We start from the raw sequence: 14,724 nt of genomic DNA, 5'->3' as shown, positions 1-14,724 counted from the left end.
TGGGCGGCTACACGAAGTGAGCCAACCTGGGGGCGAGCTTGTTCACAGTCCGAGGATCATCTTGGAGATGATGTTTTTTTGAATCTCGTTCGAGCCGCCGAAGATCGACAGCTTGCGGTTGTTGAAGTACTTGGCCGCGGCCGGCGCCGCCTCGGCGGGGCCGAAGGGCGTGCCGCCGAAGCCGTCTTCCAGCGCCGCTTCGACGTAGGGCCGCGCATACGGCCCCATCGCGCGCCGGATCAGCGAGGAGATTTCCTGGCGGATCTCGGTCCCGCGGATCTTGAGCATCGAGCTTTCCGCGCCCGGCACGCCACCACCGGCCACCGCCGCGATCACGCGCAGGTTGGTGGTCTTCATGTTCTCCAGGTCGATCTCGACGCGCGCCATGCGTGCCGCGAAAGCCGGGTCTTCCGACAGCGGCCTGCCGTTCTTCGTCTGCTTGGCCGCGATGGCCTTGAGCTGTTCCATCGCCGCCACCGAGAAACCCACGCCCGCGATGTTGGTGCGTTCGTAGGTCAGCAGGTACTTGGCGCAGGTCCAGCCCTTGTCCTCCTCGCCCACCAGGTTCTCGGCCGGCACGCGCACGTCGGAGAAGAACACCTCGTTGACCTCGTGCTCGCCGTCCAGCGTGATGATCGGGCGCACCACGACGCCGGGCGACTTCATGTCGATCAGCAGGAAGCTGATGCCCTCCTGCTTCTTTGCCTCGCGGTTGGTGCGCACCAGGCAGAAGATCATGTTGGCGTGCTGCCCCAGCGTGGTCCAGGTTTTCTGGCCGTTGACGATGTAGTGCGGCCCCTGGGCATCGACGCCCTTGACGGCCGAGGTCTTGACCGAGGCCAGGTCCGAACCCGCGCCGGGCTCGGAGTAGCCCTGGCACCACCAGTCCGAGCCGTCGAGGATGCGCGGCAGCCAGCGGCGCTTCTGCTCCTCGTTGCCATACTTGATCAGCACCGGCCCCAGCATGTTGACGCCGAAGGGCACGATGCGCGGCGCATGGGCCAGCGCACATTCGTTCTCGAAGATGAACTTCTCGACCGCGGTCCAGCCCGGCCCGCCGTACTGCTCGGGCCAGTGGTTCGCGAGCCAGCCGCGCGCGTTGAGGATGGCGTGCCATTCCTCCATGTCGGCCTTGCCCAGGTGCTTGCCGGTGGCAACCTTGTCGGAGAGGCGCCTGGGCAGCTTCTCGGCGAGGAATTGGCGCACCTCGTCGCGGAAGGCTTGTTCTTCGGGGGTGAAGTTGAGGTCCATCGACGGTCTCCTCAGAAAATTTCGAACAGGCCCGCGGCGCCCATGCCGCCGGCGATGCACATCGTGACCACCGCGTACTTCGCGCCGCGGCGCCGTCCCTCGATCAGCACGTGGCCCGCGAGCCGCGCACCCGTCATGCCGAAGGGGTGGCCGATGGAGATCGCGCCGCCGTCGACATTGAGCCGCTCGGCCGGGATGCCGAGCTTCTCCTGGCAGTAGATGGACTGCGAGGCAAAGGCCTCGTTGAGTTCCCAGAGGTCGATATCGTCGACCTTCAGGCCGTTGCGCGCCAGCAGTTTCGGCACCGCGAACACCGGGCCGATGCCCATCTCGTCGGGCTCGCAGCCGGCCAGCGCCAGGCCGCGGAAAGCGCCCATGGGCTTGAGGTTGGCGCGCTCGGCCTCCTTGGCTTCCATCAGCACGCAGGCCGAGGCGCCGTCGGAGAGCTGCGAGGCATTGCCGGCAGTGACGAACTTGCCGGCGCCCATCACCGGCTCGAGCTTGGCCAGGGCCTCGTAGGTGGTGCCGCGGCGGTTGCAGGTGTCGGCGTCGACGCTCGCCTCCCTGTAGCTGACCAGCTTGGTCTCCTTGTCCGTGACCGCCATGGTGGTGGTGCAGGCCACGATCTCTTCCTTGTAGCGGCCGGCGAGTTGCGCCTCTTCCGTCTTGCGCTGGCTCTCGGCCGAGAAGCGGTCCTGCGCCTCGCGGCTGATGCCGTAGCGCTGGGCCACGATGTCGGCGGTCTCGATCATCGAGAGGTAGAGGGCAGGCTTGTGCTCGACGATCCAGGGGTCCATGCCTGAATCCCCGCTGTCGGTGGCGCTGCGGGTGCGGATCTGCGAGATGCTCTCCACGCCGCCCGCGATCATCGCCGGCACGCCCTCGACCACGATGCGGCCCGCCGCCATCGCGATGGCCTGCAGGCCCGAGGCGCAGAAGCGGTTGACCGTGGTGCCGGCGATGCTGATCGGCAGCCCGGCGCGCACGATGGTCTGGCGCGCCACGTTGCGGCCGGTGGTGCCTTCGGGGTAGCCGCAGCCGAGGATCGCGTCCTCGATCAGCGCCGGGTCGATGCCCGCCCGGTCGACCGCCGCGCGCACCGCGAAGGCGGCGAGCGTGGGGCCGGGCGTGACGTTGAACTCGCCGCGGTGCGCCTTGGTGAGCGGGGTGCGGGCGGTGGAAACGATGACGGCTTCGCGCATGATGAATGTCTCCTGCTCTTGCTTTACTCGGATTGGTTCAGGCTCGCGAAGTCTGCGCCGCGTTCGACCAGCTCGACAAGCAGCGGCGACGGCTTCCAGAACAGCGGGTCTTCCTTGGCGAACTCGCGGATGTCGGCCAGCACCTTCGGCAGGCCGACCGTGTCGGCGTACTTCATCGGCCCGCCGCGGTGGCGCGGGAAGCCGTAGCCGTAGAGGAAGGTCACGTCCACGTCCAGCGGGCGCAGTGCGATGCGCTGGTGCACGACGTTGGCGCCCTCGTTGATCATCGCGGCCATGTAGCGGCGCATGATCTCCTCGTCGGTGAAGGTGCGCGGCGTGATGCCGGTGCGCTGGCGCTCGGCGTCGATGATGGCCTCCACCTCCGGGTCCGGCGTGCCGGTGCGCGCGCCCTCGGGGTAGAGGTAGTAGCCGCGGCCCGTCTTCTGGCCGAACCAGCCGCGCTCGCAGATGCGGTCGGCGATCTGCACGTAGCGCGCCTTCGGGTCGCGCGTGGCCGCCTTGCGCTTGCGCGTGGCCCAGCCGATGTCGCCGCCGGCCAGGTCGGACACCTGGAACGGGCCCATGGGGTAGCCGAAATCCCGCACCGCCTTGTCGATCTGGTAGGGCGAGGCACCGTCTTCCATCATGTGGTCCGCCGCCTGGCGGTACACCGCCAGGATGCGGTTGCCGATGAAGCCGTCGCACACGCCGGCGCGCACCGGCGTCTTCTTCAGCTTCTTCGCCAACTCGAAGCCGGTGGCGACCACGTCGGCACTGACCTTGGCCGGCACCACGATCTCCAGCAGCTTCATGATGTTGGCCGGCGAGAAGAAATGCAGGCCCAGCACGTCGCCCGGGCGCGAGATGCTGGCCGCGATCTCGTCGATGTCGAGGTAGGAGGTGTTGGTGGCCAGCACCGCGCCGGGCTTGCACACGCGGTCGAGCTCGGCAAAGACGGCCTTCTTGACTGCCATGTCCTCGAACACGGCCTCCACCACCAGGTCGACCTTCGCGAGCGCGTCGTAGGCGGTCGAGCCCGAGAAGCGCGCCATGACAGCGGCCTTGGCCTCGGCCGTCATGCGGCCCTTCTGGATCAGGCCGTCGTAGACCTTCTCCACATGGGCGCGGCCGCGCGCGAGGCTGGGCTCGTCGCGCTCGATCATGGTCACCGGCAGGCCCGCATCGAGCATCGACACCGCGATGCCAGCGCCCATGGTGCCGCCGCCGACGATGCCGCACGACTCGATGGGGCGCGGCTTCGCCGCCTTGGTCTCGGGGGCCTTGAGCACCTCGCGCTCGGCGAAGAAGGCATGGATCAGGCCGGCGCGCTGGGGGCTGTCGATGCACTGCAGGAAGAGCTTGCGCTCCAGCGCCATGCCCTCGTCGAAGGGCAGCGTGAGCGCGGCTTCGACGGCCTCGACGATCTTCATCGGCGAGAAGAGGCCGCGGCTCTTCTTTGCGGTGTCGGCGCGGGCCGCTTCGAGTGCGGCACGCTGCGCTTCCCTGTCGACCAGCGCCAGCGTCGCATCGCGCGCGCGGCGCACCGGCGCCTTGAGCCTGGCCAGTTCCTGGGCGAGCGCCAGCCCTTCGGCCAATGCATCGGCGCCTTCGCCCAGGCGATCGACCAAGCCGAGGGCCATCGCTTCCTTGGCGCCGACGTGGCGGCCGCTCAGCATCAGGTCCAGCGCCGCCTTCACGCCGATCAGCCGTGGCGCGCGCTGGGTGCCGCCGGAGCCGGGCATCAGGCCCAGTTGCACCTCGGGCAGGCCCAGCTTGGCAGAAGGCACGGCCAGGCGGTAGTGCGCCGACAGTGCAATCTCCAGGCCCCCGCCGAGCGCCGCACCGTGGATCGCGGCGATCACCAGCTTGCTGCAGCCCTCGATACGGCCGCAGACCTCGGGCAGCGAAGGCTGCTGCGGTGGCTTGCCGAATTCGCGGATGTCGGCACCCGCGATGAAGTTGCGGCCGGCGCCGACCAGCAGCACGGCGGCCACGGCGGCATCGGCCTCGGCCGCCTCGATGGCGGCCACCAGGCCGCGGCGCACGTCCACGCCAAGCGCGTTGACGGGCGGGTTGTCGATGGTCACGACCAGCACATTCGCCTGGCGCTGGAAGCGGACGGGTTCGGGAACGGATGAAGAAGCGGCGGTGGTGGCCATGGGGGCGTCTCCGTGGGAAGCGAACCTGCGCGGGTCCGCGATTGGCTGAAGGGGAACCCAGCATTCTTGGACAGCCGTCGCGTTTTGACAATTCCCGGGGCTGTTGACAGACTGTCAAAGAATATTTGACAGAATGCCGCCACAATGGATTTGCAGTCGCTGACCCTGCTGGTCGAGATCCTCGATGCCGGCAACCTGAGTGCCGCCGCACGCAGGCTCAAGATGAGCCGCGCCAACGTCAGCTACCACCTGAACCAGCTGGAGCGCTCGGTCGGCGCCCAGCTCGTGCGCCGCACCACGCGCCGCGCCGAGCCCACCGAGATCGGGGAGCGGCTCTACCAGCACGGCCTGGCGATCCAGAGCGAGCTGCAGGCCGCGCGCGAATCGGCCTCGGCGCTGGGCCAGGGGCTGGTGGGCCGGGTGCGGCTCAGCGTGCCCAGCGGCTACGGGCAGCTGGTGATGTCCGACTGGCTGATCGACTTCAAGCGTCGCTACCCCGGCATCGTGCTGGACGTGCTGTTCGAGAACCGTATCCAGGACCTGTTGCGCGACGAGGTCGACATTGCGATCCGCGTGATCCCCGAGCCGCCGCAGAACCTGGTCGCGCGCGCCTTGGGCCCGGTGCGCTACGTGGCCTGCGCCTCGAGCGACTACGCGCAGGAACACGCCCTGCCCACGCAGCTCGACCAGCTGAGCAGCGCGCCGGTGGTGACGGCCGCCGTGATCGGCCGGCAACTGCGCATGTCGGCCTACCAGGGCGAGGAGCGGCGCGAGGTGGTGCTGGAGCCGACGCTGATCTCCGAGAACTTCCTGTTCCTGCGCCAGGCCATCCTCGCCGGCCTGGGCATCGGGCTGGTGCCCGACTACGTGGTGCAGGACGATGTGCGCAGTGGCGCCGTCGTGACCACGCTGGACGATTGGCGGTTGAGCATCTTCGGTACGCAGATGTTCATGCTGTACATGCCGAACCGGCAGCACACGCGGGCGACCCGGACCTTCATCGAGTTCATCCTGGAGCGGGTGCGCGGGATGCCTGTGGCGGCGCCAGCGTCGCGGCCTCGGCCACCGCTGCGATGCCGCTCTTGATGACGCAGCCGTTCTCAGTTGGCCGGGATGATCTGCAGCGCTGGACGGTTGGAGGAGGCCTCGAATACGGCGCCGCTGCCGCGGATCTCCGTAACGTCGCTTGACTGGAACTCGCAGGAGATCTGAACCGGTTGCGTCGGGTTGACAGCCTGTTCTGTCCCCTCGACGCCTTGGGGCGGCAGCGAGAATGTCCCTTTCCTCGGGGGAGAACCGTCGTCCGTCCGCATGGTAACGGTGACGTCCTGGGGCGCGCTGCCAATGTTGACCACGAAGCAACCGGCCAGCTGTGTCATCGCCACGGTGAAAGGCGGGGTCGCGAGGATCGTGGACGGTTGCTTGCGGGCGGGCCGCAACTTTGAAGAGCTTGCGGCCTCGTCGGCCGTCTGTTGTGCCGAGGCCGGAACGGGCGCCATCGCGCACAGACATGCCGCTGCGCCGAGGCACGACAACACGGCCTGACGGCACTTCGTCCCGGTGAGGGATTGAACTTGCATATCTGCTCCTTGTGGGGTGCCGCCTTGGCGGCGATGCCAGGTGCGATCGCGTGTTCGAGCGTCCGCACGTCTCTCTGTAGGCGCTCTCGGTCGTCAGTAGGCCGGGGTGAACTGCGGCACGCTGCTGGTGCCATCGAACACGGAGGCGCTCGCGCGGATCAACGTGACGTCGCTCGACTGGAATTCGCAGGAGGCGCGAACCGGCAGTACCGGACTGCCGGCGCCGCCGCCTCCATCCAAGCCTGCGATGGCATTCGGCTGCAGCGTGATGGTCTGGATGGCGGGTGGAGGGGCGAACCCGTACCTTAGCCGCAAGGTGAAGGTGACCTCTCGCGGGGTGCTACCGAGGTTGACCGCGGAGCAAAGGATGCGCGGAGGTGGATTGGTGTTTACGAAGAAGGCTGGCGTGGCCAGGATCGTGGGCGGCTGTTTGCGAGCGGCGCGCGATTCGCCAGAGCGTTCGGCCTCGCCGGCCTTGTGTTGTGCCGCGGCCGGAAAGGATGCCATCGCGCTCAGCCATGTCGCTGCGCCGAGGAACGACAACACGGCCTGACGGCACTTCGTGCCCGTAAGGAATCGAACTTGCATGCCTGCTCCTTGTGGGGCGCCGCCTTGGCAGCGATACCGGACGCGACTGCGTGGCCGAGCGCCCGGGCGCCACTCTGCGTCTGGTGCCAGCAGTCTTCGATCGCCAACATACCCCTTTGTCGGACCGCCCGCATCTACCGTTCAGAGGACCGCTGGCATCGAGGCGGTTCGCGCCGTCCGCCGGCTTGAGCGCCGGTACCCGGCCTCGATGCACCTTCCGGGTCGCCGACATCGCAGCGCGCAGGCCAAGTTGAGGCCCTTTTCCAATCTTGATCGGCCATTTGCCTTCACCCGGCTCCACCAAGAATCGATCAACCGCACGTGAGCGCGGGCCATCGCAACTCTTGAGGGACTCCACCAATGAAGAACTGGAAGATCAGCGCCCGGCTGGGGCTGGGCTTCGCCTTGCTGTTGTTGCTGCAACTGGCCATCACCGCCATCGGCCTGAGCCAGATGGCGACGCTGTCGGACCAGATCCGCATCACGAACGAGATCGGGGCGGGCAAGCTGTATGCGCTCAACGGTGTGCAGTTCGCCATCGGCAAGCGCGCCATCGCGGCGCGCAACCTGGCGCTGGTGACCGACCCGGCGCTTCAGAAGAACGACCTCGAGCTGGTCAAGGCTTCCCAGGCGGAGATCGACAAGGGCGTGGAAAGGCTCTCGGCTCTCATGAAGCAGGCCGGCGCCTCGACGCCGGAAGAGCGACGCATGCTCGAGCAGTTGCAGGCCCTCGAGGCCAGGTACCTGCCTGTCGCTGGCAATGTGGTGTCGCTCGCCACTTCCGCAAGGACCGAGGAGGCCATCCGCGCACTGACGCAGGAGTGCATGCCGCTGCTGACCCAGGTGATCGCCCACGTGGCCGCGTTCGAGAGGCTGCTGAAGGAAGGCTCCGACCAGAGCGTCGCTGCCGCGCAGGCCGCCTACGGGAACGCGAAGTGGGTGATCGTGCTGATCAGCGGGCTCTCGCTGCTGGCCGGGGTTGCGACTGCCGTCCTGCTGACTCGCTCGATCACCGGCCCGCTCAACGCGGCGGTCCAGGTCGCGCAGACCGTGGCCTCTGGCGATCTCAGCAGCCGGGTGGTGGCGAGCTCGCGCGACGAGACCGGCCTGCTGATGCAGGCGCTGCGCGACATGAACGACAGCCTGGCCAAGGTGGTGGGTGAAGTGCGCAGCGGCACCGACACCATTGCCACCGCATCGGGCCAGATCTCGGCCGGCAACCAGAACCTGTCTTCGCGCACCGAGGAGCAGGCCAGCTCGCTGGAGCAGACCGCGGCCTCGATGGAGCAACTGACCGGAACCGTCAAGCAGAACGCCGACAACGCGCGGCAGGCCAATCAGCTCGCCGTGTCGGCCTCCGAGGTCGCGGTGAAGGGCGGCGAGGTCGTGAGCCAGGTGGTCGACACCATGGCCTCGATCCACGCCTCGTCGAAGAAGATCGTGGACATCATCGGCGTGATCGATGGCATCGCCTTCCAGACCAACATCCTGGCGCTCAATGCCGCGGTGGAAGCCGCGCGCGCCGGCGAGCAGGGACGGGGCTTCGCGGTGGTGGCCTCCGAAGTGCGCAACCTCGCGCAGCGCTCGGCTGCCGCCGCCAAGGAAATCAAGGGCCTGATCGATGATTCGGTCGGCAAGGTCGACGCGGGCACCGCGCTGGTGGGCGAGGCCGGCAAGACCATGGAGGAGATCGTCGCCAGCGTCCGCCGCGTGACCGACATCATGGGCGAGATCACCGCCGCCAGCCAGGAGCAGACCGCCGGCATCGAGCAGGTCAACCAGGCCATCGCGCAGATGGACCAGGTGACGCAGCAGAACGCCGCACTGGTGGAAGAGGCTTCGGCCGCTGCGCAGTCGATGCAGGAGCAGGCCGGTGGCCTGTCGCAGGTGGTCAGCGTGTTCAAGCTGGAGCGGGCCCCGGCCTAGGCTTCGTGCCTTGTGACACGGAAGGGGTGGACAAATCCCCTCCCACACCTTGTCATTTGCTTTGCCAGACCCTGGACTCCCGATCTATGACTCAGATCGGCCAGGAGCGGTCAGTCGCACTTCGAGCCGACGAGTCTGCTTCGAGTCTTAAGAGGTCCTCGAGCGCGTCGAACTCTCAGGAAAGCAATTGCTCTGGAATTGGCGCGGTCTGATCTGAGCGCTCTGCATTCGCATCCGCGACCGTCAGTGCGGTCATGTTGACGATTCGCCGCACCGTTGCACTCGGCGTGAGAATATGCACCGGCTTCGCCGCACCGAGCAAGACCGGGCCGATCGATATGTTTCCGCCGGCAGCGGTCTTCAGGAGGTTGTAGGCGATGTTCGCGGCATCAAGGTTAGGGAACACGAGCAAGTTGGCGTCTCCAGCCAGCGAACTGCGCGGCATCATCGCGGCGCGTTGCTTGCCGTCGAGCGCCACGTCGCCGTGCATCTCGCCGTCCACCTCGAGCCAAGGTGCCTGCACCCGGAGCAGCTCGAGGGTCCTGCGCATCTTGAGCGCCGTGGGCGAGTTGCTGCTGCCGAAGTTGGAATGCGACAGCAAAGCCACTTTCGGCCTCAGGCCGAACCGCAGCATCTCTTCGGCGGCCAGCGCGGTGATCTCCGTCAACTCCTCGGGCGTCGGGTCATAGTTGACGTGCGTGTCGACCAGGAACACCTGGCGATCCGGCAGCACCAGCCCATTCATGCAAGCGAAGATGGGGATGCTCTGCGCGGTGCTGTCTGCTCCCCCTGGGCGCTTGCCGATCACCTGGTCAATGTAGGGCAGGTGCACCTGCGTGGTTCCCCAGGTGCCACAAATCATGCCGTCGACATCGCCCGTGTGAAGCAGCATGGCGCCGATCAACGTGAGGCGGCGACGCATCTCGATCTTGGCGGTTTGGACCGTCACGCCCTGGCGCTCGCCCATGCGGTGATAGGTCTGCCAGAACTCCCGGTAGCGACGATCCTGTTCAACGTTGACGATGTCGTAGTCGAGCTCCTCATTCAGGCGCAGGCCGAACTTCTCGATGCGCTGCGCGATGATGGCCGGGCGGCCGATCAGCGTCGGCCGGGCGATCCGTTCATCGACCACGACCTGCGCCGCGCGCAGTACGCGCTCTTCCTCTCCTTCGCAGTACGCCACGCGCTTCTTGGGTGCACGCTTGGCCGCTTCGAAAATCGGCTTCATGGTGGTCCCGGAGGCATAGACGAAGCCTTCCAACTTCGCTCGATACGCGCTCATGTCGCTGATCGGGCGCAATGCAACGCCACTGTCGGCGGCCGCTTGTGCCACGGCGGGCGCGATCCGCGTCATCAGGCGCGGATCGAAAGGCTTGGGGATCAGGTATTCCCGGCCGAAGCTCAGCTTCTCGCCCGCATAGGCTGCGGCCACGCGTTCGCTCTGCTCGGCCTGGGCCAGCTCGGCGATGGCGCGCACGGCCGCGATCTCCATTTCATCGGTGATCGTGGTCGCTCCCGCATCCAGCGCGCCGCGAAAGATGTACGGAAAGCAAAGTACGTTGTTGACCTGGTTCGGATAGTCCGCGCGCCCGGTAGCCATGACGATGTCGTCCCTGACCGATCGGGCATCCTCGGGCGAGATCTCCGGGTTCGGGTTTGCCAAGGCGAAGACCACGGGATCGGCCGCCATCTTCGCCACCATCTCCGGCTTCAGCACGCCACCGGCCGACAGACCGAGAAATGCGTCCGCGCCTTCGATCACCTCGGCGAGCTTGCGCAGCTTGGTCCTCTGAGCGTACTGACGCTTGTCTTCGTCCATCAGCTCTTCCCGTCCTTCGTAGACCACTCCGGCCAGGTCGGTTACGAAGACGTTCTCCCGTTTCAGGCCGACCTTGAGCAGCAAGTTCAGGCAGGCCAACGCCGCCGCGCCAGCGCCCGAGGTCACGAGTCGAATCTCTTCGATCTTCTTGCCAGCCACTTTGAGCGCATTCAGCATGGCCGCGGCCACTGTAATGGCGGTGCCATGCTGGTCGTCGTGGAAGACCGGAATCTTCATGCGCTTGCGCAGCTCGCGCTCGACGTAGAAGCAGTCCGGGGCCTTGATGTCCTCGAGGTTGATGGCGCCGAAAGTCGGCTCCAGCGCGGCGATCACGTCCACCAGTTTCTTGGGGTCCTTCTCATCGACCTCGATGTCGAAGACGTCCACGCCGGCGAACTTCTTGAACAGGACGGCCTTGCCTTCCATCACCGGCTTGGAGGCGAGGGCGCCGATGTCGCCCAGACCCAGGACGGCCGTGCCATTCGAGATCACGGCCACCAGGTTCCCGCGTGCGGTGTACTTGAAGGCGGCGGCAGGATCGCGCACGATCTCTTCGCATGGCGCGGCGACGCCGGGCGAGTAAGCGAGCGACAGGTCCCGTTGGTTGAATAGCGGCTTGGTGGCGCTGATCGCAAGCTTTCCCGCGGGCGCCTGAGAGTGGTAGTCGAGTGCGGCTTGTCGAAAGCCGGTGTTGTCGAGGGTGGTCATAAGAATGGCGAGCTGTTGTTGTCGGGCGGATCAGGCCGCGTGTTCGGGCGTCTGGCTGCGTCTGCCTCGGGCAGTTCGACCGATGGCTGAATATTTCGACCGGAAAGGTATGAAGCGCAGCGCACCCCATGGATGCTGACGACCAGGCCGTCAGTGCTGGCAGGCCCGTCTCCCGTCTACCGTGCCGTCCAAATGAAAGACGCGGGCTCTATTGGCCCGCTGCCTTTTCTTGCTGACGTCAGTCGGCGTATTCGCCTGCGTCCTTGATCACCTTCGCCCACCGTGTCTTTTCGGCTTCGAGGTATTTCTTGTGGCCGGCAGGGTCGAGGCGCTCGTCAGTCACCACGGTGAGGCCGAGCGCCTCTTCCCGCTTGATCAAGTCTGGGTCTTTCAATGCGATGCGCAGCGCGGCATTGAGCTTGGCCAGCACCGCGGGTGGCGTGCCGCGCGGCGCGTACAAGCCATGCCAGACCTGGACGTTGAAGTCCTTCAACCCGGCTTCCGACAAGGTCTGAACATCCTTCAGCGCCGGGAGCGCCAGGCGCTGCAAGCTGGTGATGCCGTAGACCTTCACCTTCTTGCCCTCGATCTGCGGCACCGCGTTGGTCGCCTGTTCGCACATCAAATCGACCTGACCGCCGATCAGGTCGGTCATCGCGGGGGCGGTGCCCTTGTACGGTACCGGCGTCATGTTGGTCTTCAGCGCGCTCTGGAACATCAGCCCGCACAGGTGCGACGCAGAACCGAGCCCCGCGTTGGCGAGGTTCACCTTGCCGCCGTTCGCCGCGATCCATTGCCGCAGTTCCGCGAAGTTGCTGGCCGCCAAGCCGGGCTTGCCGATCAGCACTGAGGGCGCTTCGTTGATCAGGCCCAGGGTCTCGAAGTCGTCCGGCACCTTGTAGCTGAGCTTGCGGTACAGCGCCGGCGCAGTGGCCATGCCGATGTGATGCACCAGCAGCGTGTAGCCGTCGGGCGTGGCCCGTGCCACCTTTGCAGATCCGATGGTGCCACCCGCGCCGCCGGCATTGTCAACGATCACCGTCTGGCCGAGTGGCTTGCGAAGCGCCTCGGCAAGGTCCCGGGCGATCTTGTCGCTGGGGCCGCCGGCTGCGAACGGCACGACCAGCGTGACCGGCTTTTCGGGGAAGTCCGCACAGGCCAGCGTGGCCGACGCGAGCAGGGCGATGCCAGCGCCGCAGCGCCAAAGATTGATCATGGTCTTATCTCCTTGGGGTTGCTGGGCGTCAGGCCGAGAGCGCCTGCATTTCGCGATACAGATCCGCCTTGCCTTCGAAGCCGATGCCCGGCAGGTCGGGCAGCGTGACAAAGCTGTTCTCGACCTTCACGCCATCCGGGAAGCCGCCGAAAGGCTGGAACAGGTCCGGGTAGGACTCGTTGCCGCCCAGGCCGAGCCCTGCCGCGATGTTCAGCGACATCTGGTGGCCACCGTGCGGGATGCAGCGGCTGGCCGACCAGCCGTGTTCCTTGAGCATGTCGAGCGTGCGCAGGTACTCCACCAGGCCGTAGCTCAGCGCGCAGTCGAACTGCAGCCAATCACGGTCGGGGCGCATGCCGCCATAGCGGATGAGGTTGCGCGCGTCCTGCATCGAGAACAGATCCTCGCCCGTGGCCATCGGGTTCTTGTAGAAGTTGCGCAGCGCGGCTTGCAGTTCGAAGTCCAGCGGGTCACCCGGCTCTTCGTACCAGAAGAGGTCGTACTGCGACAGGGCCTTGGCATAGGCGATCGCGGTCTCGAGATCGAAGCGGCCGTTGGCATCGACGCAGAGCTTCTGGCCGTCCTGCAGGACTTCCATGATCGAGTCGATCCGGCGCAGATCCTCGTCGAGAGAGGCACCCCCGATCTTCTTCTTGACCACGGTGTAGCCGCGGTCGATGTAGCTGCGCATCTCGTCCTTGAGCTTGTTGTGGTCCTGCCCGGGGTAGTAGTAGCCGCCAGCCGCGTAGACGAAGATCTTGCGATTCGGGTTGCCGTCGCCGTAGCGGTCGGCCAGCAGTTGAAATAGGGGCTTACCCTCAATCTTTGCGACGGCATCCCAAACCGCCATGTCGATCGTGCCGATCGCCACCGAGCGCTCACCGTGGCCGCCCGGCTTCTCGTTGGTGAACATGGTGTTCCAGATCTTGTGCGGGTCGAGGTTGTCGCCGCTGGCGTCCACCAGCGAGGCCGGGTCGGCTTCGAGGATGCGGGGGATGAAGCGCTCGCGCATCAGCTTGCCCTGGCCATAGCGGCCGTTCGAGTTGAAGCCGTAGCCGACCACCGGCTTGCCGTCGCGAATCACGTCCGTGATCACGGCGACCAGGCTCAGGGTCATCTTGCTAAAGTCGATGTAGGCGTTGCGGATGGGCGAGCTGATGGGGATGGTCTTTTCGCGGATTTCGACGATCTTCATGGTTGTCTTCAAGAGGGTTTGAATGGGAGACTGAATGGTCGGCCTCGCCGACTTTTTCGGCCAATGTTCAATTTCTCAACTTCTATGCGCTGGACGAACCGCAATGAATCTGATCTGGCTCGACGGCTTCCTGGCGCTGGCGGCCACTGGGAATTTCTCGCGTGCGGCAGATGACCGCCACAGCTCGCAACCGGCGTTCAGCCGGCGCATCCGCGCGCTGGAGGAATGGATCGGGGCTGACCTGTTCGACCGAAGTTCGCAGCCCGCCACGCTGACCGAAGTCGGTGAGTGGTTTGCCGGCGTGGCGCAGGAATTGAACGCCAGGGTGGCGCGCGTGCCGGGCGACGCCAAGAAGATCGCCGAGGCAAGCTCGGTCACTTTGCGCATCGCGTCCACGCACGCACTCTCCTTCACATTCCTGCCGCGGTGGTTGCGAAGCCTCGAATCGCACACGACGCTCGGGCCGGTGCAGCTCATGTCCGATGTGCTCGAGCGTTGCGAAGCACTGATGCTGCAGAGCAAGGTTCAGTTCGTGCTGAGTCACGCGCACGGCAAGGCACATGGCGCGTTGGACGCGGAGCCCTACAGCTCGTCTCGGATTGGCGAGGATGTGCTGGTCGCTGTGTCGGCACCAAACGAAGGAGGCAGCGCGCGCCACCAACTGGGGGTAGGCGGCGGCGCGGTTCCCGTGCTCCAGTACACGGAGGAATCGGGATTGGGACGCATCATGCGAGCCGTTCTGAGGCGCAGGCTGGAATCGCTTTCGGTTCAAGTCGTCTTCACCGCGCACCTCGCCTCGGTTCTGCGGACGATGGCGCTCGATGGCAGGGGCATCGCGTGGCTGCCGCAGACGCTTGTAGAGGAGGACATTGGCCAAGGGCGCCTGGTCGCTGCAGCCAGTAGCGAGTGGGCCGTCCCGCTGGAAATTAGGCTCTACCGCGACAGCGAGCCTTTAGGGAAGGCTGCTAACGCCTTCTGGAATACGGCTGTTGGCGGCTGATCGGCGTTGAGCGCGCCTCGGCTACCGCCGCTTCGCCCCGCATTGCGGTCACTCACCTTCGAAAACGGCATAGGCAGTGG

11 protein-coding genes are annotated in these 14,724 nt (G+C 66.1%); 3 read left to right on the top strand and 8 right to left on the bottom strand.

The annotated features are described in order from the left end of the window. Positions 1 to 42 precede the first annotated feature (42 nt). From APY03_RS23055 to APY03_RS23045, 3 genes are read right to left on the bottom strand one after another with little or no spacing between them, the layout of a single operon-like run. Complete coding sequence (locus tag APY03_RS23055; RefSeq protein WP_068680424.1) at positions 43 to 1,251, bottom strand: acyl-CoA dehydrogenase family protein; 1,209 nt, start codon at positions 1,249 to 1,251, stop codon at positions 43 to 45. A gap of 11 nt (positions 1,252 to 1,262) precedes the next feature. Beyond that, entirely contained in the window at positions 1,263 to 2,453 is a 1,191-nt protein-coding gene (locus APY03_RS23050; protein ID WP_068680422.1) for an acetyl-CoA C-acyltransferase, read from the bottom strand. 23 nt (positions 2,454 to 2,476) lie between these two features. Further along, positions 2,477 to 4,612: a 3-hydroxyacyl-CoA dehydrogenase NAD-binding domain-containing protein gene (locus APY03_RS23045; protein WP_068680421.1), complete on the bottom strand. Its 2,136-nt coding sequence runs from the start codon at positions 4,610 to 4,612 to the stop codon at positions 2,477 to 2,479. Positions 4,613 to 4,756: 144 nt separating this feature from the next. On the opposite strand from APY03_RS23045, the gene APY03_RS23040 reads away from it, so the two are divergent. Further along, positions 4,757 to 5,698: a LysR family transcriptional regulator gene (locus APY03_RS23040; RefSeq protein ID WP_068680420.1), complete on the top strand. Its 942-nt coding sequence runs from the start codon at positions 4,757 to 4,759 to the stop codon at positions 5,696 to 5,698. Positions 5,699 to 5,712: 14 nt separating this feature from the next. Here the strand turns inward: APY03_RS23040 and APY03_RS23035 are convergent, their stop codons facing one another. Then, positions 5,713 to 6,192: a hypothetical protein gene (locus tag APY03_RS23035; protein WP_068680419.1), complete on the bottom strand. Its 480-nt coding sequence runs from the start codon at positions 6,190 to 6,192 to the stop codon at positions 5,713 to 5,715. Positions 6,193 to 6,285: 93 nt separating this feature from the next. After that, entirely contained in the window at positions 6,286 to 6,780 is a 495-nt protein-coding gene (locus tag APY03_RS23030) for a hypothetical protein (RefSeq protein WP_068680412.1), read from the bottom strand. A 360-nt stretch (positions 6,781 to 7,140) separates the two neighbouring features. On the opposite strand from APY03_RS23030, the gene APY03_RS23025 reads away from it, so the two are divergent. Further along, positions 7,141 to 8,706 (top strand): methyl-accepting chemotaxis protein, encoded by a 1,566-nt coding sequence (locus APY03_RS23025; RefSeq protein WP_068680411.1) that lies wholly within the window; start codon positions 7,141 to 7,143, stop codon positions 8,704 to 8,706. 175 nt (positions 8,707 to 8,881) lie between these two features. Here the strand turns inward: APY03_RS23025 and APY03_RS23020 are convergent, their stop codons facing one another. The 3 genes from APY03_RS23020 to APY03_RS23010 form a co-directional block, all read right to left on the bottom strand. Further along, on the bottom strand, positions 8,882 to 11,233 hold the full coding sequence (locus APY03_RS23020; protein ID WP_068680410.1) for an NADP-dependent malic enzyme: 2,352 nt from the start codon (positions 11,231 to 11,233) through the stop codon (positions 8,882 to 8,884). A 238-nt stretch (positions 11,234 to 11,471) separates the two neighbouring features. Next, positions 11,472 to 12,449 carry a tripartite tricarboxylate transporter substrate-binding protein gene (locus APY03_RS23015; protein ID WP_068680409.1) on the bottom strand — a complete coding sequence of 326 codons (978 nt, stop codon included), beginning with the start codon at positions 12,447 to 12,449 and terminating at the stop codon, positions 11,472 to 11,474. A gap of 28 nt (positions 12,450 to 12,477) precedes the next feature. Further along, positions 12,478 to 13,644: a mandelate racemase/muconate lactonizing enzyme family protein gene (locus tag APY03_RS23010; protein ID WP_068680408.1), complete on the bottom strand. Its 1,167-nt coding sequence runs from the start codon at positions 13,642 to 13,644 to the stop codon at positions 12,478 to 12,480. A gap of 103 nt (positions 13,645 to 13,747) precedes the next feature. Here APY03_RS23010 and APY03_RS23005 point away from each other — a divergent pair, with 103 nt between their 5' ends. Continuing rightward, on the top strand, positions 13,748 to 14,644 hold the full coding sequence (locus APY03_RS23005) for a LysR substrate-binding domain-containing protein (protein WP_068680406.1): 897 nt from the start codon (positions 13,748 to 13,750) through the stop codon (positions 14,642 to 14,644). Positions 14,645 to 14,724 lie beyond the last annotated feature (80 nt).

It is taken from the genome of Variovorax sp. WDL1, assembly GCF_001541225.1.
Classification (GTDB): domain Bacteria; phylum Pseudomonadota; class Gammaproteobacteria; order Burkholderiales; family Burkholderiaceae_C; genus Variovorax.
This window is presented reverse-complemented; position numbering and strand designations above follow the sequence as displayed.

Coding starts and splice junctions, on each gene's coding strand:
- APY03_RS23030 (WP_068680412.1), bottom strand. CDS start 6,780: ATGCAAGTTCGATTCCTTACGGGCACGAAGTGCCGTCAGGCCGTGTTG.
- APY03_RS23020 (WP_068680410.1), bottom strand. CDS start 11,233: ATGACCACCCTCGACAACACCGGCTTTCGACAAGCCGCACTCGACTAC.
- APY03_RS23050 (WP_068680422.1), bottom strand. CDS start 2,453: ATGCGCGAAGCCGTCATCGTTTCCACCGCCCGCACCCCGCTCACCAAG.
- APY03_RS23055 (WP_068680424.1), bottom strand. CDS start 1,251: ATGGACCTCAACTTCACCCCCGAAGAACAAGCCTTCCGCGACGAGGTG.
- APY03_RS23040 (WP_068680420.1), top strand. CDS start 4,757: ATGGATTTGCAGTCGCTGACCCTGCTGGTCGAGATCCTCGATGCCGGC.
- APY03_RS23015 (WP_068680409.1), bottom strand. CDS start 12,449: ATGATCAATCTTTGGCGCTGCGGCGCTGGCATCGCCCTGCTCGCGTCG.
- APY03_RS23025 (WP_068680411.1), top strand. CDS start 7,141: ATGAAGAACTGGAAGATCAGCGCCCGGCTGGGGCTGGGCTTCGCCTTG.
- APY03_RS23010 (WP_068680408.1), bottom strand. CDS start 13,644: ATGAAGATCGTCGAAATCCGCGAAAAGACCATCCCCATCAGCTCGCCC.
- APY03_RS23035 (WP_068680419.1), bottom strand. CDS start 6,192: ATGCAAGTTCAATCCCTCACCGGGACGAAGTGCCGTCAGGCCGTGTTG.
- APY03_RS23005 (WP_068680406.1), top strand. CDS start 13,748: ATGAATCTGATCTGGCTCGACGGCTTCCTGGCGCTGGCGGCCACTGGG.
- APY03_RS23045 (WP_068680421.1), bottom strand. CDS start 4,612: ATGGCCACCACCGCCGCTTCTTCATCCGTTCCCGAACCCGTCCGCTTC.